This is a genomic window from Bacillus sp. FSL M8-0350, from assembly GCF_038593345.1.
In the GTDB taxonomy this organism is placed as follows: Bacteria; Bacillota; Bacilli; order Bacillales; family Bacillaceae; genus Bacillus; species Bacillus safensis.
On the sequence record NZ_CP151985.1, the window covers coordinates 760300 to 786699 of the forward strand.

Annotated in this window: 21 protein-coding genes and 1 pseudogene; 14 read left to right on the plus strand and 8 right to left on the minus strand. The window is 41.6% G+C overall.

The features are described from left to right. Positions 1 to 50: 50 nt before the first annotated feature. On the minus strand, positions 51 to 800 hold the full coding sequence (gene map, locus NSS80_RS03810; RefSeq protein ID WP_024424611.1) for a type I methionyl aminopeptidase: 750 nt from the start codon (positions 798 to 800) through the stop codon (positions 51 to 53). A 188-nt stretch (positions 801 to 988) separates the two neighbouring features. Between map and nagE the strand changes: the two genes are divergently transcribed. Then, the gene (nagE, locus tag NSS80_RS03815) at positions 989 to 2356 is read left to right on the plus strand and encodes an N-acetylglucosamine-specific PTS transporter subunit IIBC (RefSeq protein WP_171464057.1); all 1368 of its coding nucleotides are present in this window, start codon (positions 989 to 991) and stop codon (positions 2354 to 2356) included. A gap of 120 nt (positions 2357 to 2476) precedes the next feature. Further along, positions 2477 to 3627, plus strand: a protein-coding gene (locus NSS80_RS03820) for an IS3 family transposase (RefSeq protein ID WP_342498336.1) whose coding sequence is annotated in 2 segments (ribosomal slippage) — positions 2477 to 2750 and positions 2750 to 3627 — 1152 coding nt in all. Because the reading frame shifts where the segments join, the coding sequence is not laid out codon by codon here. 19 nt (positions 3628 to 3646) lie between these two features. On the opposite strand, the gene NSS80_RS03825 is transcribed toward NSS80_RS03820, so the two are convergent. Further along, positions 3647 to 4423, minus strand: a complete 777-nt coding sequence (locus tag NSS80_RS03825; RefSeq protein ID WP_317222739.1) for a DUF817 domain-containing protein — start codon at positions 4421 to 4423, stop codon at positions 3647 to 3649. Between the two features lie 195 nt (positions 4424 to 4618). Here NSS80_RS03825 and NSS80_RS03830 point away from each other — a divergent pair, with 195 nt between their 5' ends. After that, a complete protein-coding gene (locus tag NSS80_RS03830; protein WP_317222737.1) occupies positions 4619 to 5122 on the plus strand; it encodes a DoxX family protein in 504 nt (167 codons plus the stop codon). A 43-nt stretch (positions 5123 to 5165) separates the two neighbouring features. On the opposite strand, the gene NSS80_RS03835 is transcribed toward NSS80_RS03830, so the two are convergent. Together NSS80_RS03835 and NSS80_RS03840 are read right to left on the minus strand one after the other, a co-directional pair. Next, positions 5166 to 5744 (minus strand): YjgB family protein, encoded by a 579-nt coding sequence (locus NSS80_RS03835; protein ID WP_317222685.1) that lies wholly within the window; start codon positions 5742 to 5744, stop codon positions 5166 to 5168. Positions 5745 to 5842: 98 nt separating this feature from the next. Next, on the minus strand, positions 5843 to 7825 hold the full coding sequence (locus NSS80_RS03840; RefSeq protein ID WP_061110560.1) for an LTA synthase family protein: 1983 nt from the start codon (positions 7823 to 7825) through the stop codon (positions 5843 to 5845). 579 nt (positions 7826 to 8404) lie between these two features. Between NSS80_RS03840 and NSS80_RS03845 the strand changes: the two genes are divergently transcribed. The 7 genes from NSS80_RS03845 (at position 8405) to NSS80_RS03875 (ending at position 16933) form a co-directional block, all read left to right on the plus strand. Beyond that, the gene (locus NSS80_RS03845) at positions 8405 to 10063 is read left to right on the plus strand and encodes a pyridoxal-dependent decarboxylase (RefSeq protein WP_317222687.1); all 1659 of its coding nucleotides are present in this window, start codon (positions 8405 to 8407) and stop codon (positions 10061 to 10063) included. Between the two features lie 31 nt (positions 10064 to 10094). Continuing rightward, positions 10095 to 11819 carry a methyl-accepting chemotaxis protein gene (locus NSS80_RS03850; protein WP_025092688.1) on the plus strand — a complete coding sequence of 575 codons (1725 nt, stop codon included), beginning with the start codon at positions 10095 to 10097 and terminating at the stop codon, positions 11817 to 11819. 179 nt (positions 11820 to 11998) lie between these two features. Continuing rightward, entirely contained in the window at positions 11999 to 12385 is a 387-nt protein-coding gene (locus NSS80_RS03855) for a DUF1992 domain-containing protein (RefSeq protein ID WP_024425857.1), read from the plus strand. 166 nt (positions 12386 to 12551) lie between these two features. Beyond that, on the plus strand, positions 12552 to 13988 hold the full coding sequence (gene treP, locus NSS80_RS03860; RefSeq protein ID WP_024425280.1) for a PTS system trehalose-specific EIIBC component: 1437 nt from the start codon (positions 12552 to 12554) through the stop codon (positions 13986 to 13988). A 15-nt stretch (positions 13989 to 14003) separates the two neighbouring features. Continuing rightward, entirely contained in the window at positions 14004 to 15704 is a 1701-nt protein-coding gene (gene treC / locus NSS80_RS03865) for an alpha,alpha-phosphotrehalase (protein ID WP_212052959.1), read from the plus strand. Positions 15705 to 15723: 19 nt separating this feature from the next. Continuing rightward, entirely contained in the window at positions 15724 to 16452 is a 729-nt protein-coding gene (treR, locus tag NSS80_RS03870) for a trehalose operon repressor (protein ID WP_133744869.1), read from the plus strand. A 46-nt stretch (positions 16453 to 16498) separates the two neighbouring features. Then, the gene (locus NSS80_RS03875) at positions 16499 to 16933 is read left to right on the plus strand and encodes a terpene synthase (RefSeq protein WP_197202903.1); all 435 of its coding nucleotides are present in this window, start codon (positions 16499 to 16501) and stop codon (positions 16931 to 16933) included. Positions 16934 to 17019: 86 nt separating this feature from the next. On the opposite strand, the gene NSS80_RS03880 is transcribed toward NSS80_RS03875, so the two are convergent. Beyond that, positions 17020 to 21312, minus strand: a complete 4293-nt coding sequence (locus NSS80_RS03880; RefSeq protein ID WP_317222691.1) for a multifunctional 2',3'-cyclic-nucleotide 2'-phosphodiesterase/3'-nucleotidase/5'-nucleotidase — start codon at positions 21310 to 21312, stop codon at positions 17020 to 17022. Positions 21313 to 21566: 254 nt separating this feature from the next. Between NSS80_RS03880 and NSS80_RS03885 the strand changes: the two genes are divergently transcribed. Beyond that, positions 21567 to 22085, plus strand: coding sequence for a type 1 glutamine amidotransferase domain-containing protein (locus tag NSS80_RS03885; RefSeq protein WP_208945909.1), 519 nt, complete (start codon positions 21567 to 21569; stop codon positions 22083 to 22085). 107 nt (positions 22086 to 22192) lie between these two features. Here NSS80_RS03885 and NSS80_RS03890 read toward each other — a convergent pair whose 3' ends face one another. Next, positions 22193 to 22408, minus strand: coding sequence for a DUF1128 domain-containing protein (locus tag NSS80_RS03890; RefSeq protein ID WP_003214000.1), 216 nt, complete (start codon positions 22406 to 22408; stop codon positions 22193 to 22195). Positions 22409 to 22485: 77 nt separating this feature from the next. Beyond that, a complete protein-coding gene (locus NSS80_RS03895) occupies positions 22486 to 23841 on the minus strand; it encodes a sodium:alanine symporter family protein (protein WP_024425851.1) in 1356 nt (451 codons plus the stop codon). A 173-nt stretch (positions 23842 to 24014) separates the two neighbouring features. Between NSS80_RS03895 and NSS80_RS03900 the strand changes: the two are divergent. The 3 genes and pseudogenes from NSS80_RS03900 to NSS80_RS03910 all read left to right on the plus strand — a co-directional run bounded on the left by NSS80_RS03900 (position 24015) and on the right by NSS80_RS03910 (position 25674). Next, positions 24015 to 24484, plus strand: a pseudogene (locus NSS80_RS03900) (low molecular weight protein-tyrosine-phosphatase). Between the two features lie 20 nt (positions 24485 to 24504). Next, on the plus strand, positions 24505 to 24828 hold the full coding sequence (locus tag NSS80_RS03905) for a YtxH domain-containing protein (RefSeq protein ID WP_041106306.1): 324 nt from the start codon (positions 24505 to 24507) through the stop codon (positions 24826 to 24828). Between the two features lie 27 nt (positions 24829 to 24855). Then, on the plus strand, positions 24856 to 25674 hold the full coding sequence (locus NSS80_RS03910) for a YhjD/YihY/BrkB family envelope integrity protein (protein WP_039177150.1): 819 nt from the start codon (positions 24856 to 24858) through the stop codon (positions 25672 to 25674). Positions 25675 to 25883: 209 nt separating this feature from the next. On the opposite strand, the gene NSS80_RS03915 is transcribed toward NSS80_RS03910, so the two are convergent. Continuing rightward, on the minus strand, positions 25884 to 26390 hold the full coding sequence (locus NSS80_RS03915) for a GNAT family N-acetyltransferase (RefSeq protein WP_211044040.1): 507 nt from the start codon (positions 26388 to 26390) through the stop codon (positions 25884 to 25886). Between the last annotated feature and the right edge of the window lie 10 nt (positions 26391 to 26400).

Below are 26400 nucleotides of genomic sequence, written 5' to 3' on the forward strand. Positions count from 1 at the left end.
GAAACGGGCATGAAAAAATCCCCTCCAGTGAAGGAGGGGACTCGCTTGGCTTACAGCTTTGTTAAAATAATCGGTTCGTCTTTAGTAATCACAATCGTATGTTCAATCTGTGCCACTAGACTTTTATCTGGTGTTTTAAATGTCCAGCCATCATCAGCTTGATAAATTGATTCAGCATTTGTTGAAATAAAAGGTTCAAACGCAATGACTGTGCCATTTTTAAACAAAGCATTATCGAATGGATCATAGTAGTTCAAAATATGGTTGGGTGCTTCATGCAGATTCTTCCCAATGCCGTGTCCTGTCAGGTTTTTAATGACAGTAAATCCTTGTTCTTTCGCTGTATTGTAGACCGCACGGCCAATTTGGTTTTGTCTTTTACCGGCTTTTGCATGCTTTAATCCTTCAAGGAACGCATCCTCCGCACACTTACATAATGCTTCAAGACGAGCATCACCTGTTCCTAAAACGAATGAAATACCTGTATCGGAATAATATCCGTCAAGCTCTGCTGAGATATCAATGTTCACGAGGTCGCCCTCTTGTAAAATGGTTTTTTCACTAGGGATACCGTGTGCAACTTCATCGTTTACGCTGATACAAGTGGTACCAGGAAAGTCATATTCCTTTTCAGGTGCTGAATTGGCACCGTGCTCTTCTAATATTTTTTTCCCAATCAAATCTAATTCTTTTGTAGACATGCCTGGTTTCGCTTGGCTTTTCATTTCTTCTCTTGCCAAAGCGACAATTCGGCCGACTTTTTTTAAGGCTTCTAACTCATGATCATGTTTGACAATCACTGTTCATTCCCGCTTTCTATATCTTCATTCTATTCAATAGCTTATCACATTTTACGCAAAAAGAGTAAAGAGCGGAATTCAAATGGATGTGGACAAATTGGTATAGATAACTAGACGTGCATATGATATATTTTTTATGAACATCATGAATGATTTTGGTCATGATGATGACAAAGGGGGGAAATCAGATGGTGTTTCAGTTTTTTCAAAAGCTAGGAAAATCATTTATGCTTCCAATCGCTGTACTTCCAGCGGCAGGAATTATTTTGGCCATTGGGCGGGAGGATGTATTCAATATCCCGTTTATTCATGCGGCAGGGAATGCAATTTTTGCGAACTTGGCTTTAATTTTTGCAATGGGTGTAGCGATTGGTATTTCAAAGGATGGGAACGGGGCAGCGGCATTATCAGGAGCGATCTCTTATTTTATTTTGTCAGCCGGTACAACGTCGATTAACTCAACCAACAATATGGGAGTATTGGGCGGTATTTTATGCGGACTTTTGGCAGGTTATGTTTACAATAAATTTAAGGATACGAAACTGCCGGAATACTTAGGTTTCTTTAGTGGAAGGCGGCTTGTGCCTATAATGACCGCACTTTTCACCATTCTATTAGCAGCCGTTTTCGGATATGTATGGCCGCCGATTCAAAGTGTAATCAATGATTTAGGAGAATGGATTTTAAGCCTTGGTGCAACAGGTGCAGGGCTGTTTGGTTTCTTTAACCGATTGCTCATTCCATTAGGTCTTCACCATGTCTTGAATAACTTATTTTGGTTTCAATTCGGTGAATTCAGCGGGGCAACAGGGGATTTAGCGCGATTCTTTAAAGGAGATCCAAGTGCAGGTGTTTTTATGACTGGATTCTTCCCAGTGATGATGTTCGGTCTGCCAGCGGCATGTCTAGCCATGGTGGTAACTGCAAAACCTGAGAAACGAAAAGCAACAGCTGGTCTGATGATTGGGATGGCACTTACATCATTTATAACAGGGATCACTGAACCAATTGAATTTTCTTTTATGTTTTTATCACCACTTTTATATGGTGTCCATGCTATTTTGACGGGACTTTCGCTTTTTATTGTGAATACCCTTGGGATTCATAGCGGTTTTGCCTTTTCAGCAGGTGCGATTGATTACGTCTTAAGCTTCGGCATTGCGCAAAAGCCGATCTTGCTTCTCGTAGTAGGAATCATTTATGGCGTCGTGTACTTTGTCGTTTTCTATTTCCTCATTAAACTATTAAAGCTGAAAACACCAGGCAGGGAAGATGATGACATAGAAGATATCGCAGCAGATGATGTGGTGACGGCAGGAGGAGCGAGTATGCTCGTAGAGGGACTTGGCGGCAAAGACAACATCACCACGATTGATCATTGTGCCACACGTCTTCGCTTAACAGTAGAGGATACAAATTTATTAAATGAAGGTACATTGAAAAAAGCAGGTGCCAAAGGGGTGCTGACTTCTGGAAAAACATCCGTACAAATTATTATTGGAACGAATGTAGAATTTGTCGCAGATGATCTCCGTAAGGAAGTCGATCGAGATTAAAAAAAACGTTCAGCCAGGTCAAATGGGGACTGACCCCATAAGATGAGACAAATAAAAAACACCTTCAAGTTTGAAAACGGATCGTTGTAATCCGAAATAAAACATGGAGGTGTTTTTTCTATGGGGACAAGAGTGAGTTATCCGGTTGAAGTCAAACAGAAGGCTGTAGAAATGAGATTGGCAGGCGTATCAATGAAAGAGATCTTGCGGGAATTGAATATCAAAAATAAAACGCAGGTTCAGACATGGGTGAGGTGGCATAAGGCTGGGGATACACACCGGTTCGAACAGCCTGTTGGAAAACAATATACCTATGGAAAGGGTCCCGAGTACTCTTCCGAATTAGAGAGACTGCAGGCAGAAAATCGCTATCTGAGTCAACAGAATGAAGTTTTAAAAAAGTACAACGAATTGGAAAGGAAGTTGATAAGGAAACGTCAATCAAACTAGTAGAAGAATTGTGCAAAACAATGACAGTACAGGACATTTGTGTCCATTTAGGCGTCTCACGCGCTTCGTACTATAGATGGAAAAAAGATCTGACTCAGAATCATTCTAAAAAACAACTAGAGGAACAAATCGGCACGTTGTGCCGAGAGCACAAGTATCGATATGGATATCGAAAAATCACAGCCTTACTAAAAGTGAGAATGCTTATTAACCATAAAACTGTTCAACGTATCATGCAGAAAAACCAGTGGCAGTGCCGGGTTAAAATGAAAAAGCGTAAGAAAAATGGGCAGCCCTATGCTGTGGCTGGTAATATACTGGATCGGAACTTTCAGTCTGATCGCCCTCTTGAAAAACTAGTAACGGACATCACGTATTTGCCTTATGGACAGAAACAATTGTACCTTTCCAGTATATTGGATTTATATAATGGAGAAGTGATTGCGTTTACGATTGGTGATAAGCAGGACACAGACTTTATTTTAAACACACTTGATCAGCTCCCAGCACTGCCTGAAAACTGTGTGTTACATAGCGACCAAGGTTCTGTGTATACATCTTACGAGTATCAGAAAGCTGTTCATATAAAAGGCATTACCATGAGCATGTCCCGTAAAGGGACGCCCGCTGATAATGCCTCCATCGAATCGTTTCATTCCTCGCTAAAGTCTGAAACATTCTATCTTAACAGTATTGATCGAACTACGACCACCATCGTAGAACGCACTGTCAAAGAATACATTTATTATTATAACAACATTCGTATTCAAACAAAACTATACAACCAATCACCGATCAACTATCGGCAATTGGCTGTATAAAGGTGTTTTGATCCCTGTCTCAAAAACGGGGGTCAGTCCCAATGGGCTGAACGTTTTTTTGTTTACGCTGTTCGATCACCAGTACAATGCTGATGACAACAAGTAAAAACCACGAACTGATTTTACCAAGATGGACGAGAGACCAAGCATGCTGCTGATTTGGATATTGCCATGCGCCTAAAAAGGTCGTGACATTTTCGGCCACCCAAATAAAAAAGCCAATCAAGAGAAATGAAACAACAAGCGGCATTCGAAAGGAAGATGGACCAACCTGAAACGAAACCGACGTTTTCCGAAACACAACAACAAGCAGACATGTCAGCCACCACCTGACATCATAGAGCCAGTGATGCGTAAAGAAATTGAGATAAATGCACAAACTGATGCCAATTGAAAGAAATGGATGAGGCCAGTCGGCCACTTTTACATGAAGTCGTGAAAGTGCCTGATAAATATAACTAGCCACACTCGCATACATAAAGCCGCTATAAAGTGGAACCCCAAATATTTTTGTATAAGCTTCTTCAGGGTAGGACCAAGAGCCCATATGTACTTTATACACTTCTAAACAGATTCCTATGAGATGAAATAGACAAATGACCTTTAGCTCCGCCCAAGTCTCCAGCCGCAGCGTCAGCATCAGGATCTGAGCTGCGATGCAAAGCAGTAGAATGAAATCATACCGGTGAAGAAAAGGAATAGACACCGTCTTTGATAGGGCAAGCGCCGCAAAGATCATGACGGGGAATAGACATGAGATGGCTTGTAAATAAGCAAAATGAAATAGTGTTTTCATAAAAAATTAAACCCCTTTTTACTGTCTGAAATGACTTAGACGGTTTTAGCAAGGGAAAAGTTTACCTCAACTAGATATTCATGAACAATTTGTGAATATATATGTGAAAAAGATCACAAATTAGATATAGCATAGTATAATAAGATCATAAAGAAAATGTGAAATATTTCACATAATTTAAAAGGAGGCATCATCATGTTTACAAAATTCTTACAAACGAATGTATGGGCAGCGGTTATCCTTTTGGCAGCAAGACTTTATATCGGATGGACTTGGCTGATATCTGGTATTGGAAAACTAACAGGTGGATTTGATGCATCAGGCTATTTGCAATTTGCAATATCTGAACCTGTCGTCAAAGATGGTCATCTAGTGTATCCGTTCTATGTATGGTTTTTAGAAAATGTCGCTTTGCCAAATGCCGGACTATTCAGTGCCATGGTCATGTGGGGAGAAATCTTAGTAGGCCTAGGATTAATTGTTGGATTGTTTACAACAACGGCAGCCTTTTTTGGAAGCGTGATGAATGTCTCTTTCTTACTAGCTGGAACTGTCTCTGTGAACCCGCTGCTTCTGCTCATAGCCATCATTATCATGGCAGCGAAAGGGAATGCAGGCAAATTTGGACTTGATTATGTCGCAGGTCCAGTCCTCAAAAGAACAATGAAAAGAAAGCCGCAGTTAGAAGTGGCATCATAATAAAGAAAAGCATCCTGAGCACAAGCTCAGGATGCTTTTTTATTTAAGAATCGGCTTTAATGAGGTTGATATGCAGGACGGTGAGCTCATGCTGACTCATATCTGGATCATGGCCTACGATAAATTCGAGTTCATAATCACCGGTTCGATACACATATTTTTTCTCTTTTGTCTGAGGAATGGTACTCACTGAATCCGCTGGTCCAAGCTGTTTCTTTAGTAACGAAGGGGTCATACCGCCGATATTTGTTTCTTTTTCTACATTTGTACCGAAATAACGGATTTCATCAATTTTGCCTTTTGCATCATAGTGAAAAGCAAATCCGGGATTCCCCATTTCCGCATGATACAAATCAAAGCTGCTTTGACCTGTTTCTGGATATGGATTGCCGAGCTGATGATGAACGTCTTTTTTTGTTTGAACGCCTATTTTCAGTCCCTGAGCATAGTAGGGCATTTGTCCTTTATGTGCCAGCTTATAAATGCTGTTAAGTGCGGCTTTTGGACCTTGAGGAACGGATTGCTCTGCGACCATGGCGTGTGCTGAGACAACAGGGCTGAAAGCGAAAAGGGCAGACGAAGCAAGTGAGGCAGTCACGACAAAAGCTGCTGTTTTCTTCATGATAAATCCCTCCTTCTTCTCCTATACCCGGAGTAATCATGATCAAACGTAAAAAGAACCAGCTGATCAAGGATCGGCTGGTTCTTAGTATGAGAACGTTATTTTGAAGAAGAGCTGGATTCATCTTTGGCGGAAGAGGAATCCTTTTCATCCTGTACTTTCTTTGTATAGTCATAATCATTGCGGTCAATCGGTGTAAAGCCTTTAGGCTTGTAGAAACGGAGTAAATCTTCGGTGACAATCTTATCAGATGTCTCCAGCATCTTTTTCACCGTTTCATTTTCTTGGGATGCCTTGTCAGTTGGCTCGATTTTCTCGCCTGTTTTGTTGCTGTAATAGTTATTGCCTACTTTCGTGTAGTCCTTAGACACGAAGTCACCATTTCTAAATGGCACAAGCTCTTTAAAGTTCTTCGATAAGATATCAGAACCAGACATTAAATAGTTCTTCGTATCATCGCCAAGCAGGTGCAGAAGGGTTGGTGCGACATCGACTTCACCAGAGTATTTATGAATCTGTCCGCCTTTTACGCCAGGAACATGGATAAAGAGCGGCACACGCATGAGCTGCGCATTTTCATAATCTCCGATTTTTTGTCCTGTCACTTTTTCCATCGCTTCATTATGATTTTCAGAAATACCGTAATGATCTCCGTACATAATGACGACTGTGTTGTCATAGAGACCTGACTTTTTCAAATCGTTGAAGAACTGTTCAATCGCTTCATCTAAATAATGAGCCGATTGGAAGTAGTTATCGACGACAGAGTCACCGAAATCACCAGGCTCGAAATCAGTATCACCTTCATCCATTCCAAATGGGAAATGGTTCGATAAGGTAATGAATTTCGAATAAAACGGCTGCTTCATGTTTTTAAGGATTGGCATCGACTCTTTGAAGAACGGTTTGTCTTTCAGTCCATAGTTCTTCGTATCCTGCTCGTTCATATCGTAGTACTCAGAATCGTAAAATCTGTCATATCCAAAGGACTTAAACATTTCATTACGGTTCCAGAAGGTTTTCGTGTTGCCATGGAATTCTGCTGACGTATATTGATCCTTCTTCAAAATACCAGGAAGTGCTTGATATGTGTTTTGCGCTTTGTTAATAAAAACAGAGCCCTGTGATAATGGGAATAACCCAGTATCCATCATAAATTCAGCATCAGACGTTTTTCCCTGTCCTGTTTGATGGAAGAAGTTATCAAAGTAAAACGTTTTGTTGTCGTGTGCCAATGAATTAAGGAATGGCGTTACTTCTTTTCCATTGACCTTATAATCAATGACAAAGTTTTGCAGAGATTCAAGAGAAATTGTAATGACGTTCATGCCTTTCGCTTTCCCGTAATAAGCAGGGTTAGGATCAGCGCTGTTCGCTTTTAAATAGTTCTCTACATCTGTCACGTCATTTGAATTTGCCAGAGCACGCTGGCTGTTTGATTTTACATTTTGAATGGCATCAAACACAGTAAAGTTATAAGCGCCTAAATATTTAACTAAATAATTGCGGTCGAACGATCTTGATAAAAGCTCTGGACGATCGATCTCTGCAGCCACTAAGTTTAAAACAAAGATCACAACAGAGGACACAAGGACGAGTCTAAACGATTTTGACTTTTGAACAGGTACAGTGGCTGTACTTGTTTGCTGCTGCCTTTTCATGCGGACTGCAAGTACGATCAAAATGATTGTATCAATAAAGTAAAACACATCAGTCCAACGCATGAGTGAAAATGCACTATCACCTAATTGTCCGCCATTCGTTCCTGCCTGCATCACTGTAGGCAGCGTGATAAAGTCATTGAAGAATCGATAGTACACGATGTTTGCGTATAGTAAAAAAGACATGAAAAAGTGAATCACAATGATAGCGGCAGACTGCCATTTTTTCTTGAACAATAAAGCAAAGCCAAGAAAGAACAAGCTGGAGCTAATAGGATTCACGAAAAGCAAAATATGCTGAAGCACATTTGATATACCAAGTTTAAATTCGATTAAATACGCTGAATACGTTTTGAGCCATAGTAAGACGGCTGCAATCAGAAAGAAGCCGAGACCTCTTTTTTGAATAAATGTTTTCATATAAACACTCCTTTTCTCCGTTAAACGGAAGAGGCGGAACGAAAGAAAACGAACCATTAGAATATACCACGAAATGCACAAATAGAAAAGTCATAACCAGTGAAGAGCCTTTGGAAGCCTGTCCGAGCAATAAAAGGAGAGAAAATGAAAATATTCGCCCATCGAAAAACTTTTTATGAAAATCGACCTATTAATGACAGAAAATTCAGTAATTTTCCAGTTGCTATATCAATAAAACAGGTAAAAAGACACAAGTCTAAAGAATTAATTTGATTTCTACAATGGTCATTTAGAGAGTATTTCCATTGTTTCTTAATGTTTATGCAGGTTAAGCAAAAAAAATGAGCCATGGAATGGAACAAAGTGATGGATAAAAATTCCTCTCATACAATATATCAATATATTTTTGTGTTTTACGAAAATAATGGTTTTCATGTGTTTTTTAAGGGTTTTATTTATTTTAATAAGTGAACAAATTATCTAAATATACTTAAGTGAACATATTGAGACTATAAACTTCTGAATTGGGGTCGATATAGACAGTGACAGGAAATCTTCCATTGAAAGGATTGATAGTATATGACTGTACGAGCAGAGAACCTCGTTCAGAACTGGTTTCCGAGTGAGGACGGAAATGCAGGAGAGCGTAAAGAACTCATCAAATTGATGGAGCAGATCATTTCAGGGGTCGATGACCTGAAAGATCCCAACCGTGCACACCTTAAAGGTGAAAAGAATCGTGGGGAGGACTTTTACAAAAAGCTCACTGAAACAAGTCAAATTCCGATGAACGGCCAGCAAGCGGAACTTGTGAATGAAGAATTACTGAAGCTTTTACATAACCATCCATACCACACCAAGTATTTCTTCACGAACATTTTGCCAATGGCAAGTACACCAGGAATTTTAGGCATGCTGACAGCGATGCTGGTAAACGGAAACAACCTATGGGATGTTTATGGACCAGCAGGTGCGGAAGCTGAGGTCAGAGTGGTCTCAATGATGTCTAAGCTCATCGGATATGATCCAAATGTGAGCGGGGGATACACAACATGGGGAGGTCAAGGAGCGATTTTTTCAGGACTTCGTTTAGCGATCGCAAAGGCTGCGCCGGAGTCACTGCGAAAAGGAGTTCCGCAAAATCTTTATGCGTTTTGTTCTGATGCTGCACATTACAGCCTATTTAAGTCAATGGAAGCAACAGGACTTGGCACAAACAACTTAATCAGAATTAAGACGAATAAAGATCATTCAATGGATATGGAAGATTTGCGTTGTCAAATGGAACGTGTTGCACAGGGTGGCGGGATTCCCGTTTATATTGTGGCAACAACCGGAACAACAGATGCCATTGCAATTGATGATGTCAAAGGGGTACGTGAAACAGCAGAAGCGATTGCTGAAAAGTATGGTCTGAAGGTGCCGCATATTCATGCAGATTCGGCGCTGGGTGGATTCTTTGCTTTCTTTAATGAGTATGATGTATCAGAAAACCCGCTGCAATTCTCAGTCGGTGTTCTTCGTATGCTAAAAGAAATCAAAGCGAAATTCCAGCATCTTTCTCTTGCAGACTCGATGTGCTTTGATTTTCAAAAGCTCGGCCAAACACCTTACACATCCAGTTTATTCTTAGTGAAAAACGCTGCTGACTTAAAGCGTTTGGACCTGGAAGAACAAGAGACGCCATATGTTGGCCATAGAGGCTACGGTGAATACCATACGGGTTATACGCTTGAGTGCTCAAGAATGGGAAGCTCGATCAGTATGCTGAGTGTGCTCTTAACGTTTGGGGTTGAAGGCTATCAGCGCTTGCTCGGTCAATTCTTAGAAGTGAACCTTGCCTTCAGAGAAGCACTTAGTCGAGAAATTCCGCAAGCAGAAGTCGTGAATGATGACAACGTCGGAATGGCTACATTATTTAGAATTTACCTAGACGGCTCACCGCGTTTTCAAGAAGAGATTTCTGGTGAAGCGACTTCAATGGAAATTGAGCGAAACAATGAATTGAACAAAATGCTGTTTGAAAAACTTGGAGAGAAAAGAGATGAGATGTTCTTTGGCGATACAACGAAGTTTTTACTTGTCAACTCAAAAGAAGGTCAAGAATTCTATCTAAGTGTTAGTAAGTTTTTTGTCATCTCACCTTATACGTTACCAGAGCATATCCCTCATATCGTATCTTATTTAAAAGATGTGATTGCATCTGTTTGTGGACAATTTGAAAATGTACATGCTTAAATCAAATCTGAGAGTGGAGATGTAGGAAAAAATGGCGAAACAAAGGAAATTTGGAGGATACACGATATCCTCTAAAATCATGTCAGTCGTTACCGTAACATTACTCGCAACCGTTGCATTATTCGTTCTAACCTTTTATCTAGTGAGCCAGGATTTATCATCCCAGTTATTAAAGCAATTTGATTATCGATTAACAACAGATATTGATACAGCGAAGAAAGAGATCGATAATATGGATGGAAACGTCCTTGGTATTAGCGGGAAAGATGATCCCCTTTATGTGGAGGTCAAAAAGAAATTCACAGAGCTTCAAGAAGATCATACGCTTGAGAACTTATACGTGCTATCTAATAAAGGCGGTAAAGAAAGAATTATTATACTAACCGGTGAAGAAAATGACTTTGATCAAGATTATGCTTTTTCAGAAGAGATGAAACAAGCGCTCTCTGAAGATAAAATGGTCAAAAGTGATATTTACAAAGATTCATTTGGTACACATAAATCAGTCTTTTTGCCAATTAAGGATTCAGGCGGTGAGCTGACAGGGATTTTAGGCATTGATTTAGATGCGTCTGTCGTGCCTCAAACAACGCAGAAGTTGATGATCTATATCACAGTGGCATCTGCCATTGTGCTTATCGGTGGATTACTCTTCTCATACTTCATGGGAAGAAAGATTGCAAAACCAGCACGTTCCTTGATGGAATCAGCGAATCGAATTGCTGACGGTGATTTAACTGGTATGGTAGAGGTTGAAAGTAAAGATGAGATCGGCCAGCTTGCCGCATCCTTCCAAAAGATGCAGGGACGGATTAAAGAGCTCATTTCGAAAATCTCAAACTCATCTAGTGAAGTGTCGAAAATGTCTTCACAGCTTCGTACGGTGACGACCGAATCAAGTCAAAGTGCGCAGCAAGTATCAGAAGCTATGACGAATATGAGTGAAGGAATCAATGATTCTGTCGCAAATATTACGGATTGTACGACATCCGTTGCAGAGATCGATACTCAAATCGAAGGCGTCACAAAAGAAGTTGACGAAATGAAATCTGTTTCATCTGACGTACAAGCGCAATCAGAATCTGGTCAAAAATTAGTGAACCATGTGCTTGATCATCTGAATATGCTACATGACAAGATGACCAACTCAAAGCAGGCAGCAGAAGAATTACAATCTCATTCAACGGAGATTGAAAGTGTCATCTCGATTATTACGGACATTTCAGCCCAAACGAATCTGCTTGCACTGAATGCTTCAATTGAAGCGGCACGTGTTGGAGAAGAAGGAAAAGGGTTTGCTGTTGTGGCAGATGAGGTGCGCAAGTTAGCTGAGCAATCAGCGGATGCGGCTAAAACCGTTTCAGACCTTGTCATCGGCACACAGGAAAACAGTCAGCGCGTTCTTGAAAGTGTAGAGGAAAGTAGTAAAGCAGTGGAAGAAGGACGTGAGCAAATGGAAGGCACGTCACAAAATTTCGCTTTGATTTACGACGGTGTATCTCAGTTTTCAAGGAGAACGAACAATTTGCTTGCTTCTATTAAGCAAGTTGAGCAAGCATATCAAACGATTTCTACATCGATTGAGCAAATTTCTGTTGTATCGGAAGAACATGCAGCCAGCTCTCAAGAAGTGGCGGCAGCAACAGAACAGCAAAGTGCTGGTATGCAGCAAATTTCAAGTGCGATTGAACAGCTCTCTGACATGTCAGAGGACTTAGCACAAATGGTCTCAACCTTCAAAGTCGACAATAAATAACGAGAAAGGGCTAAAATATTTTAGCCCTTTTTCTCTTTTCAGCGAAGAAGGGACGAGCACCTGAGCGCAGGATAGACACCGAATGCGAGGGCTTGTCTAGACGTTGATGCTGGCTCTTGTGAGAGAGCCAGCTTTTTTGCTATGCTTAATCAAATACTTGCGGCGAAAGGAGAAACGCTATGGATTTTGCGCAGAGATTATCAGAAGAACGGATCAAAAAAGCGATGGATAACGGGGCTTTTGAAGGATTATCTGGCTTTGGGAAGCCTTTGCCAAAAGATGACGCTGCTCATGTACCAGAAGAACTTAGAATGGGCTACCGTATCATGAAAAATGCCGGATTTGCAGGGGAAGAAACAGCGCTGAAAAAAGAACTCATGACTGTCAAAGAATTACTTCAATCAAGCATAGATGGAGAGGAAAGAAAGAAACTGTCTCTCATCTGTGAAGAAAAACAAAAACGTCTGGATGAACTTACATCTAAACGCCAAACTTTTGCCCGCCCAGCCTCCTCCTTTTACAAAAATAAGGTCTACGAGAAATTAACGGAGCATAAAAAAAGATGATGACACGCTGCCTCTCCCTGAGCACATTGAGGGAGCTTTTTTATGTAAGCGCTGCATTTTGTTGTTGACTACATGTATATACAAATATAAAATATAAATTAACATGTATATACAAGTTTTTTGGTTCTTTTTTCTTATATAAAAAAACGATCTCGGAGGGGATAGTATGGCTGATTATCAGGCAGCAGCAGATCAGATTGTGAAAGCCATCGGCGGCAAAGAAAATATTGATCAAGCGACACATTGTGTAACAAGGCTGCGCTTTGTGCTGAAAGATGAAGACAAGGTGGATGAGAAAGCACTTGAACAAATTGATGAAGTGAAGGGATCTTTCTCAGCGAACGGTCAATACCAAGTGGTGATCGGCCAAGGGGCCGTCAATCGAGTATATGCCGAAATGGTCAAAAGGACGGGGATTGGGGAAGCCACAAAAGAGGACGTGAAGCGTGCCTCTGATCAGAAACTAAATCCATTGCAGCGTGCTGTGAAAACGCTTGCGGATATCTTTATACCGATTCTTCCTGCCATCGTCACAGCCGGTTTATTAATGGGGATTAATAATATTTTAACAGCTCCTGATATTTTCTTCGATCAAAAATCGATTGTGGATGTGTATCCGGCATGGGCTGATTTAGCGAATATGATCAACTTAATTGCAGGCACTGCCTTCACCTTCCTGCCAGCATTAATTGGCTGGTCAGCTGTGAAGCGGTTTGGGGGAAATCCGCTTTTAGGGATGGTCCTTGGACTGATGCTTGTACACCCGGACTTGTTAAACGCATGGGGCTATGGAGCGGCTGAGAAGACCGGTGACATTCCTGTTTGGAACTTGTTTGGACTTGAAGTGCAGAAGGTAGGCTATCAAGGACAGGTTCTTCCGATACTCGTCGCCTCCTATTTACTTGCAAAGCTCGAATTATTTATCACAAAACGGACACCTGAAAGTATTCAGCTGTTAGTTGTTGCACCGATTACGTTATTAGTCATTGGATTTTTATCATTCATTGTCATTGGACCTGTTACCTTTGCAATCGGTAATGTTTTAACATCTGGACTTGTAGCGGTATTCCAGCAATTCGCAGCACTTGGCGGTCTATTATACGGCGGGCTGTATGCAGCATTAGTCATTACAGGAATGCACCATACGTTCCTCGCTGTGGATATTCAATTGATTAACTCAAAGCTGCACGGCACGTTCCTATGGCCAATGCTTGCACTGTCCAATATCGCACAAGGATCAGCTGCACTGGCAATGATGTTTGTCTTAAAAGATGAAAAACAAAAAGGACTTTCGCTGACATCAAGTATTTCTGCTTATTTAGGAATTACCGAACCGGCGATGTTTGGGGTCAACCTGCGTTATCGTTTCCCATTTATTTTTGCACTGATCAGCTCAGGATTAGCCGGTATGTTTATCGCTTCTCAAGGGGTGCTGGCAAGCTCAGTTGGTGTTGGAGGCATTCCAGGAATCTTCTCCATTATCCCGAAATATTGGGGGGCATTTGCAATTGGAATGGTGATTGTCCTCATCCTTCCATTCATCGGTACTCTTTTATATGCAAAATTAAAAAAGAAGAAGGATTTTTCAGAAGAACTTAACTAGTGGTGGTGAAGGAAATTGAATCAGCAATCAAATGAACCATGGTGGAAAAAAGCGGTGGTCTATCAAATTTATCCGAAGAGCTTTTTAGATACAACGGGCTCTGGTACAGGGGATATCAATGGCGTGACGAAAAAGCTTGATTACATTAAAGAGCTTGGGGCGGATTGTATTTGGCTCACGCCAATGTATGAGTCCCCGCAGCATGACAACGGCTATGATATTAGTAATTATACAAAAATCCATGACATGTACGGCACAATGACAGATTTTGAACGCATGCTGAAGGAAGCGCATGAGAGAGGAATACGAGTCATTATGGATCTAGCCGTTAACCATACATCCATTTTCCATGAGTGGTTTCAAGCCTCGCGTGAGTCAAAGGATAACCCTTACCGAGATTATTATATTTGGAAGGAGCCAAAAGCGGACGGATCTCCGCCGAATGATTGGCAGTCGAAATTTGGCGGCCCAGCCTGGGAGTTTGACGAAGTAACAGGAGATTATTATCTTCATTTATATGATGTCACTCAGGCGGATCTCAATTGGGAGAAGGATGAGGTGCGCGGGCAAGTATATGACATCATGCACTTTTGGTTTGAAAAAGGAATTGATGGGTTCAGGCTGGATGTCATCAACAACATCTCAAAGGATCAGCGTTTCTTAGATGACGCCGGACAATCTGTGCAAGGCGACGGCCGCATGTACTATACGGATGGGCCGAGAATTCATGAATTTCTGCATGAAATGAACCAGGAGGTTTTTTCGAAATACGATAGCATGACAGTTGGAGAAATGTCTTCAACGAATATCGCAGACTGCATTCGGTATACAAGACCTGATCGGCAGGAGCTGGATATGACGTTCAATTTCCATCATTTAAAGGTGGATTATCCAAACGGTGAAAAATGGGCGATCGCACCATTTGATTTTCAAGAATTAAAGTCGATTCTGTCTGAATGGCAGACGAAAATGCATGAGGGCGGCGGCTGGAATGCGCTGTTCTGGTGCAATCATGATCAGCCGCGTATCGTCTCAAGGTATGGTGATGATGACACGTATCATCAGCAATCAGCGAAGATGCTGGCGACCACGATTCATCTGATGCAGGGGACTCCTTATATTTATCAAGGTGAGGAAATTGGCATGAAGAATCCTCGCTTTGAGGACATTTCGTCTTACCGTGATATCGAATCACTCAATATGTACGAAGTCATGCTTGAAAAGGGAAAATCAAAGGAAGAAGCACTCGCCATTTTACAGGTCAAGTCAAGAGATAATGCGAGAACACCAATGCAGTGGACCTCAGAGAAGAATGCAGGTTTCTCAACAGGAACACCTTGGATTGAGCCAGCCCATAACGACATTTCGGTCGAAGCTGCGTTAAAAGACCGGACGTCCATTTTCTATCATTACCAAGCCCTTTGCAGACTGCGTAAAGAACTTGATGTGATCACATATGGCAGCTTCTCCTTACTTTTAGCAGAAGATCCAAAGATTTTTGCTTATGTTAGAGAAAGCAAGGATGAGAAGCTCCTCGTGATCAATCACTTTTATCCAGGGGAGGCGGACTTTACGCTTCCTGATGAGCTTGTGCAGGCTGTAGATGAGATGGAGGGGCAAGTCCTGTTATCCAATTATGAGGATGTGCCGGCACATATCAAGGGATTTACGTTGCGCCCATATGAGTCAATCGTTTATCATTTAACCAAACGCTAGAAAATGGGGCGGAGGGAAAATGAAAGAGAATAAGTTTCGAGTGATTTATGATCAGCTCGCAAGACGAATTGAGCAAGGTGAATGGCAGGATAAAGGCATCCTCCCATCAGAACATGAGCTTTCTATCATGTACGACACGTCCCGGGAGACGGTGAGAAAGGCATTAAATATTCTTGTACAAAATGGCTATATTCAAAAAATCCGCGGAAAAGGCTCTGTATTGCTGAATCGGGAGAAAATGCAGTTCCCTGTATCAGGTCTTGTCAGCTTTAAAGAGCTTTCTCAAACGCTTGGCCGAAAGACAGTCACAACGGTTCATGAATTTGGCTTAATTAAAGCGGATCAGTATATTCAGTCTCAGCTGAAAATTGATGAACAGACAGACGTCTGGAAAGTCATTCGATCTCGTAATATTAGCGGAGAAGAAGTGATTTTAGACAAGGACTACTTCTTGCAAAAGCATGTCGAAGTCTTGACTAAAGACATATGCGAAGGATCAATCTACGAGTATATTGAGGGAGAACTCGGTGTATCGATCAGCTATGCTCAAAAGGAATTTGTGGTAGAGCCATGTACAGAAGAGGATGCGAAGTACCTTGATTTGAAGGGATTTGACCATGTCGTCGTGGTAAAGAATTATGTGTTCTTAGAGGATACGAGTCTATTTCAATACACAGAAAGCCGTCACCGATTAGACCGCTTCAGATTCGTCGATTTTGCTAGAAGAGAAAAAACGGACAGAGCATAGGCTCTGTCCGTTTCAATTTTTGGAGAAATGATTTATAGGAGGAAAAATGATTAGACTGAATCGACCATTAAAATTAAGGGATTTAGAAATTTTTAGCGTGATGAAAGATCATCGAATATTATGTTACGTGATTATTGAAGATACTCGAAAACCGTTTACGGAAGAAGATCGAAAACTAGCGCCATTATGTTATATGGATGAAGAAGATATACAAGCGATTTTGAATGTGTTTCATATTTCAATTATTAATGATGAAAAGTTAAGTGAAGAGGATTTAACTCTTGTAGAGAATTATTTTGCTGATTTTGTGAATAATACGAACTTAACGAATTTTATTATAAGAGATTATGTTCAAGAGGATTTATATGCCATCGATGATGAAGATGATATCACGTTCTTCAATAGAATGCTGCGTCATATAGGATCAGATAATGTGAAAGAATTTGATAAACGCAATTGGATTTATTTATCCCAAGATTGAGATGAAAAGAAGACAAAGGGCTAAAATCAAGATCATTTTAGCCCTTTGTCAACAATATGAGGACAGAGCATACGCTCTGTCCTTTTTTAGGATGATACATTTTTTCTTGTACGCTTGCGCTGGTAGTAATATAGGATACCGCCTAAGGCAAGCATAAGTATACCAATCAATACAGCTGTATACATCATCGTTGCTGTATTAGGCAGTGTGCCGCCTGGGAGTCCGGTTCCATCTTGGTTTGGATCTGTACCTGAACCTCCGCCTGGCACTGATGTACCGCCGTCTCCGCCAGTTTGATCTGGCGTTGTTCCAGCTGCCCCGCTTTGGTTGAGTACGGTATATTCGCTGAAGTGTTCAGTTTGACCTGATACGACCCCATTTTCGAACGATCCGTTACTTGTTTTGGCATAACGGTTTTTCTTGCGGTCTACATAATATACACCAGGTTTCTTCGCCTTTTGAGGCTCATCTAATGTAAAGGATAGTGTGACAGGATCTTTAAAGGTAGAAACCTTTTTCTGATCTTGTTTGATTTGGAAATCATACGTATCCGTTAATGCATTTTTCACTTTATTCGTCTTTTTCATCCATATATCTGCGCTATTTTCGGACAAATTAGAGAGCGGTAATACGAGTCCCACTTTGTCATGATAGATGGTGACGTTTGGATCTTGCTCTCTTTTCCTCAGCTCGGCTACCTGCGCTTTTGATAGAGACAATTGAACGTTTTTTGCTTCGCTCGCTTTGTCTAAATAGAGCAATGCTTTGTTTGTATGCTGCACATACGTTTGGAATTTCTCATCATCTTGAATGTCATAGGTGCTTTTTCCTTTCGCACGCGGAAGGAACACTTCTTTCACCCTGTGATCGATGACAGGAGAAATATGCCCGCCGTCTGCCTGTTCAATTTGCTCTTTGAAGATTTCATAGTCAACATAGCCTAAGTCTTCGCCGTGAGAGGCTTCTGTAAAGACACTGTAGCCATCTCCGCCTGTGCCGACAAATGCGTTTGTCGCCACGCGGTATGTTTTCTTATCATCAATGTCTGTTAGTTTGCCGTTTTCGTCTTTCAGTTTGACATCAATGAGTCTGCTGCCAGCTGGTTTACTCAGTGTAAACGTATATTCAATGCCGGCTACATGAGGGAATGCGCCGCCGCCTTCCTCAATGCCTGAAAGCCCTTGTTCGAGTGCTTTCTTAATTTGGCTGCCTTTTAGATCTGCGACATATAGTGTGTTTCCAAATGGCATGACCGTTAAAATATCACCTAAAGTGATATCTCCTTTTTCAATGCTGCCTCGAATTCCGCCGCCGTTTGTGATGGCAAGATCAGCACCAGCAGATTCTTGCGCTTTCTTCAGCATGCCGTCAGCAATAAAGTTCCCAAGGTTCGTTTCCTTCGCACGGACATGCTCGCGTTGTCCATCTAAGAGGACATCAGCAGACCCGACTTTTTCCGTTTTTAAATCTTGAATATCTGCCTTGTACTGATCGAGGATCGCTTTTGCATCAGCATCTTCTTTGACAGAGTCATCGATGGTGATGAGATCAAAAGAAGATTCCTTTGGCTGTACGACTCCTTTTTGATTAAAGGCCACGTCTACTTTTCCTAAAAATTGTCCGTAGTCTTTTACCTGTGCGACAATCGTTGGTTCTTTCTTATTGACGACCTTTAATTTTTCAACAAGGGTGTGCGTGTGACCGCCAATGATTAAATCAATACCATCTACTTTTTGAGCAAGCTCAAGATCACGGTTATAGCCAATGTGTGTTAAAGCAATGATTTTGTTGATTTTTTCTTCTGTTTGAATCGTGTTGACTGTTCCTTTTGCTTTCTTGTATGCATCCTTGAATTGAATGTTCGGACCGCTGCTGGATGTAATGGCCGTGTCTTCAGTGGTTAAGCCGAATACAGCCACCTTTTCACCGTTTACATCAAGCAGGATGTATGGGTAAATCCCAGCTTCTTTTTTCTCACCAGCTTTAAATGTCGCTGGCTTTTTCACTAAGCCGCTCAATTGTTTTTCCTTAGAGACATCAACGTTTGATGACACAATTGGGAATGCAGGCTTTTCAAATTGATGACGGTTTTTCGCATCTACATCTGAAGCATCACCCGTCAGGAATTGACGAAGAACAGAAGGACCTTTGTCAAATTCATGATTACCAAATGTCATGGCATCATATTTCATTAAGTTCATTAGTTTTAGGTCGGCAAGTCCTTGCCATTTTGTGAAATATAGGTCACCAGAGAAGACGTCTCCAGCATCTAATAAAATGTTGTTTTTGCTTTCGGCTCGAACTTCTTTAATCTTGGTTGCACGTCTTGCCGCATCATCAAGGTGGGCATGTGTATCGTTTGTATGCATCACCGTTAAATTCCAGTTGTCTGATGAAGGCGGTTCTGTTGTGCCATCCTCTTTAAAGGCGAGCTTGTACACGCCAAGACCATCTGTGCTGGCGTTACGAACAAAGTCTACGCTGCTTGATTTTTCAGCAAACGGCTTAGCTAAAAGAGAAGATTCGAATGTGACTGTTGCTCCTTTGATTGGTGCAATGGACCAGTTTTGATCCGCACTTGGGTTGATGGTTTTTTGTTCGATAATATAATCCATCAGTACTTGGCGGTTCTCATCAGCTGAGGCAAGCACCACTTTATCTTGCGTCAGATGCGGGAAGCCTCCACCGCCAGAAGCTCGATAGTTGTTCGTCACGACTAAAAATTCTTGATTGTCAGAGACTGGTTTCCCGTTGAAGGACAGGTTTTTGATGCGGTTTGCATTTGCATTGACAAGGGTGCCTGTTGTGCTGTACTTAGCAGGCTGCGTCACATCGACTTGATAGGTGACACCATCGATCACATCAAAGTTATACGAGCGGTATTCTTCGTTTAAAATAGGCTGTTCATTTGAATCGTTTGGTTTGATTTGATTAAACTGTCCAGCAGACATCTCGAGCCAGTCTTTGACTTCACTGCCTCTCAGTTTGACAATCTGCACGGTGTTATCGTAAAGGTAGAGATCGCCGATATTTTTAATCGCTAAATCACCTTTTGCGATATTCGTATAATAATTCACACCGTTTCGACCGCCGGCTTTAAACGGGGCGCCTGCAGATAAAATCGGTAAGTTTTTGTACGCGGTATCCTTCATTTTTTCTTGTGCATACCATTTTTGTGCATCTGTCACAATTTGAATAGAAGGGTCATCCATCACTTGAGCAAAAAAGCTGTTAATGTCTGCTTCTGTTTTACCGACAGGTTTTCTCACATAATCAAGTGTGTTTTGATGCGTTGTTTGAATGGCATCTTTCACAGTGCTGTTTTGAGAGGTGACTCCTGCAACAGATTCAATCTTTCCTGTTCCATCTGTGACCTTCCATTTGCTGCCGTCAGGCTCTAATGTTAAATCAATGACTCCGAGGTAGCTTCCCCAGTTTTTTGACATGACGACTGGAATGCCGTTGATGGTTCCTTTTGAGACATCGAATTTGTCGACGCCGCTATATTCAGCGCTTGGGAATGTGCCGTGCTGGTGGCCGGACACGATCGCATCGATGCCTTTTGTTTTCGTGGCAAGATCAAAGATCATATTTTCTGACCCTTTAGGCGAAGCGGTTTTTTCAATTCCTGTATGGGCAAGAGCGACGATGATATCTGCCCCTTTTTCCTGCATTTCAGGAATGGTTTCATTGGCAGATTCGACGATATCCTGCACTTGAACTTGTCCATCTAAATGTTTCTTATCCCACGTCATAATTTGCGGTGGAACGAATCCTATGTAACCGACTTTTACAGTTTGTGAAGCTCCGTTTGCATCTTTAAAGGTTTTATCTTGGATCACATAAGGCGTAAAACGGTGTTCTCCATTTAACTTTTTGACGTTCGCATTGACAATCGGGAAGTTAGCGCCGGCAATGGTACCATCAAGAAATGATAATCCGTAGTTAAATTCATGATTGCCAAGTGTTCCTGCATCGTACTTTAGTTTGTTGAGTGTATGAATAATGGGGTGAACCTTTGTTTGATTGATGATGCGGTCTTTCTCATTTTTGTAAACGTATTCTCCAAGAGGGGTTCCTTGAATCAGGTCTCCGTTATCAACAAGGAGTGTATTAGGATTTTGTGAACGGTGCTTTTCAATCAGCTCGGCTGTTTTTGCCAAACCAAATTCATTTGTTTCTTTGTCGCTGTAATAATCGTAATTCATCATGTTGGCATGTACATCCGTTGTGGCTAAGATGCTGACTTTTACGGCATCGCCGTTTTCTATTGCTGCATGAGTAGGTACTGCTGGGAGAATGAGACTAATCATCATAATGGAAGTGAGCAGAATAGACAGGTTTTTCCTTCGTTTAGACCTATGTGCTTGCTTCTTCACCTGATCTCCGCCTTTCTAATTTTTTTGACCACAATACCTATTGTAGAAATGTTTCGTTAACTTTTGTAGTTATTTTTTGCAGATTATTGTAAAGATAACATAAATCATACGAATTACCTTGTTGAGGAAATATAAATAAGTCTAAATGCTTATTTTCATCATAAGGGGTTATCTGATCGGGATAGGATGTTTGATTTCAATGTCCCCGGGTATAGTGTGTAGTGTAAACGATAATCAAGCAGGAGGGTTTCTACATGGGTAAGAAAATTGCAGTTGTATTAACAGATTACTTTGAGGATGTTGAATTCACCGAGCCTGCAAAAGCCTTTAAAGATGCAGGCCATGAGATCACAGTGATTGAAAACGAAAAAGGAAAAACAGTGAAAGGGAAGCAAGGAGAAGCAGAAGTGAGAGTGGATGCGTCCATTGATAACGTGAAGCCTGAAGACTTCGATGCACTTCTGATTCCTGGCGGGTTCTCACCAGACATTCTGCGTGCAGATGACCGCTATGTCCAGTTCACAAGAGCATTTATGGACGAGAAAAAACCAGTATTTGCGATCTGTCACGGACCGCAATTGCTCATTACAGCAAAGACGCTGGAAGGCAGAGGCGCGACTGGCTATACATCCATTCAAGTAGATATGGAAAACGCAGGCGCAAAATTCAAAGATGAAGAAGTTGTCGTTTGTCAGGAACAGCTTGTGACAAGCCGTACACCTGATGACATTCCAGCATTTAACCGTGAATCATTAAAACTGCTCGCAAAATAAGCAGTTTTGACAGGATAAACAAAGCCAGCACCTTGCGGGGTGCTGGCTTTTTCTGCGCATGAATGGAAGAAAGCGGCGTAAACCGCAATCCAGTTTCCTTTGCACGATTATTTTCTTAAGTTTTTTAGCTCGCTTGCGATGGCTTGCATTTCACTTGGGCTGAATGAAGATTTTTTCATCACCATTTGGTGTAGAAATTCAATATCTTCGTACTTGTCTGGACTGAAGTCCTCGGCTTTGATGACTCCAATGTTCAGCATATTTAACTTTTGCGAAATGTCTTCAATCAGCTGATTGACTTCAGCCGCTTTTTGCTCTGACAAGGGCGGCACGTCCTTTCCTGCATATGTGTTGAATAATATGTCTATTTTAACAGAAAAGCAAAAGAATAAAAGGGCTATTAAGACGACACCGAGATGTTTTTCTCCTTTTTCTCCTGCTTGATCTTATCAATGATTCGTTTAGATTCAAACACGACAACTCCTGACAAACCGATGAGGCCGATTAAGTTAGGAACAGCCATCAGTCCGTTTAGCATATCCGCTACGCCCCAGACGAAATCATTCTTAAATACGGCACCGAAAAAGACAGCAATAACAAACACAACACGATAATACATCACATATGAATCTTTCGCCAAATATGTAAAGCATTTTTCGCCATAATAAGACCAGCCAATAATGGTGGAATAGGCGAATAAAAGTAAGCCGATTGCAACAATGATTGAGCCGATTGGACCAAGGAAATGAGCAAAGGATAACGAGGTGAGTGCATCACTTTTTTCTGTGACGTACATATCGGCCATGACAATTGTGATCCCTGTAATAGAACAAACAATCATCGTATCAATAAAGACTTGCGTCATTGACACAAGCGCTTGACGAGCAGGCATATCTGTTTTTGCAGCAGCAGCAGCGATTGGTGCAGAACCGAGACCCGCTTCATTGGAAAATACCCCTCTCGCCACACCCCAGCGGATTACGGTTCCGATCGCACCGCCTGCAACGGCTTGGCCTGTAAATGCATCCGTAAAAATGAGCCCGACGGCACTTGGGACAAGATCCGCATTCATGACAAGAATGATCAGTCCGCAAATGACGTAGAATAAAGCCATGACCGGTACAAAAATAGCCGTCACACGGCCAATGCTTTTAATCCCGCCTAAAATCACAAGGGCAGTAAAGACCGTAATGATAATGCCGGTGATCCATGTTGGAATCTGAAAGGTTGAATTCATGACACCAGAAATCGAATTTGACTGCACGAGATTCCCAATCCCAAATGCAGCCGTGGCGCCAAAAATAGCAAACAGCACCCCTAGCCATTTTTGCTTCAAGCCATGCTCCAAATAGTACATCGGCCCGCCGGACATTTCACCTTTTTCATTTTTGACACGGTATTTCACTGCGAGAACAGCTTCAGCATATTTAGTCGCCATTCCAAAGAAGGCTGCAAACCACATCCAAAACACAGCGCCTGGTCCTCCGGCAATGACAGCAGAGGCGACCCCTACAATATTTCCCGTTCCAACCGTTGCAGCAAGGGCTGTCATTAATGCTTGGAAGTGAGAAATATCACCTTCTGATGTCTTATCTTGCTTTGAAAATGCCAGCTTAAGCGAATAGGGGAGCAGCCTAATTTGAATGAAGAGCACGCGAAAGGTAAGGTAAATCCCTGTCCCCACGATCAAAAACAAAAGCGGCGGTCCCCATAATACATCATTGATACTGCTGACAATCTGTTCTACCCATCCCATATGTATCCCCCTTTATTTGTTTATTTCTCCTAAAGTGTCACCTTTTTTTGTATAATGTGTCAATGCCGATGGGAGTTTTTCTTGCAAAGTTTTCAAAAGAAAAAGGGCTTGATATGATAGAGAAAAGGTTTTCGAAAGCAGTTCTTAGGGAAAAGATAGGAGGAGAATGAAGGATGATTCATGTATTATTCGTATGTCTTGGCAATATTTGCAGGTCACCGATGGCAGAGGCCATGTTTAGAAATGAGTAGAAGATGAGGGGCTAAGCGAGCACTTTGTCATTGATTCAGCAGGCATTGGCGGCTGGCATCAAGGCAGTCCTCCGCATGAAGGAACACGAAAGCTGCTTGATGAAAAAGGGATCAGCTATGAAGGGATGTCCGCAAGACAAATCATAGATGAGGACATCACAGCATACGACTATATCATTGCGATGGATGCTGAAAATGTAGGGGCACTTCGCAGTATAGCCGGCTATGGGAAACATCACTTTATTGGCCGTCTTCTTGACTTTGTTGAAGACGACGATCGAGATGATGTGCCAGACCCTTATTACACTGGAAACTTTGAGGAAGTACATGATTTAATTGAAACAGGAATTGATCGTTTTTTGACGTATGTAAAAAAAGAGAAACACCTTTAACTGAAAGGAGATCAGACGAGATGGAAGAAAAAAATCAAATCATGCTTCGAGGAGCTGTGATAGGAGCAGCTTGCGGCGCACTGCTGACATTATTTCATCGGCCAACGAGAATCGCGCTCAAAGACAAATGGGATGACTGTCAGGAAAAGCTGGCGGAATACCGTCAGGAGCCAGCCAGAATTTCTGCTTGTATGAAAGAAAAAATGGAAGAAACGAAGCAGCTGATGCGAACAGTCTCAGATGATTTGTCATTTTTAAATGAACAAGTCAATCAGTTAAAGGAAACAACCCCAAAAGTATTAGAGATTATTGAAGAAACAAAGGATCACTTTCGATCGAAATAGAAAGATTGATCATTGGAGATGAGGCGTATGGGTTTTATTAAAGCGTTAATTGAACGCTTTTTGCTGCATGAAGGACCGGCAAAATCTGCTGAGCTTGCTTACTTCTTTTTGCTTTCATTATTTCCGTTTCTCATCTTCGTGCTGACACTCGTTGGATATTTGCCGCTGACGTCGAAGGATGTCCTAAGCGTCATCTCTGGTTATGCGCCAGAAGGAGCGCTTTCGATGATTGAATCCATTGCCGAAGAGACACTGAACAGCCGTAACGGCGGATTGCTGTCATTCGGGATTATTGCCGCCCTTTGGTCTGCATCTAACGGGATTAATGCCGTCGTCAGAGCATTTAACCATGCTTACGAAGTTGAGGAAAATCGTTCCTTCATTCTCGTACGTTTAACATCAATCATCTTAACTATAGCGATGGTTCTTACGATTATTTTTGCCTTAATGCTGCCTGTCTTTGGAAAAGAACTTGGCTTATTTGTCGCAAAATTAGTTGGGCAGTCAGATGCCTTTCTCACCATTTGGACGGCCATGAGGTGGATCATTAGCCCGCTGATTTTATTGATTGTGTTTACAGCCTTGTACTATTTCGCCCCAAACATCAGACTGAAATTGAAATTTGTTCTGCCAGGCGCCATTTTTGCATCGATTGGATGGATTTTGGTGAGCATGCTGTTCTCATTTTACGTAGGCGAGTTTGCTAATTACAGCGCGATGTACGGAAGTATTGGGGGAATCATTATTTTAATGATCTGGTTCTATTTAACCGGCATCATGATTATCCTTGGCGGCGAGCTTAATGCGCTTTTACATAAGCGTAAAATCGTACCAGGCAAGGTGTGAAGAAATCCGGGCATCCTAAAGAAGAACGAACATGTTCAATCTTGATGGATGGGGGAATCACATATGTCCAAACAATCGAAAAAAGGCGGAAGCAACACGAAACAAAACAAAGGCCATCAGCCAAAGCACAAAACAAGCGGCAGTGCGAACGGGCAAAATGGTTATCATTAAATGAAAAAAACTCCTCTGCATAGATGCAGGGGAGTTTTTTATTTCGACAATCGTATATATCGCTTAAGAATAAAAGCTGTATCAGGTTTTGACTGGTAATGAGGATCATGCTGAAACCCTGCGTTTATCGCTACACGTTCACTTCTGACATGACCAATAGGGCAAAAAATTTCAAATCCATCGACTTTAGGAGCAAAGGTTTCTGTCATAGCTTTGACGATGGTTGTCACAATGCCCTGTCCTTGCGCGTCTTCATCAATCCAATAACCGATATTGCCTAATTGTTGATCAAAAGTCAGACGGAACACACCGATTAATTGCTCGTTCAGCTGAATGCCAGCTTCCAACCCTTTTTGTTCATCGTAAGTGGTTTGAGTTGATTGAATAAACGTTTTGACCGCTTCTATGCTATTGCAGTGATGAACCCAAGGCAGCCACTCCCCTAAATGGGCCTTATTCTTTTGAATAAGGCTAAATAGTGAGTCCGCATCATCTAATTGTAGAGATGCCAAAGTCAATTCATTTGTGATGTGATATGTAAACAACGATTTTGAC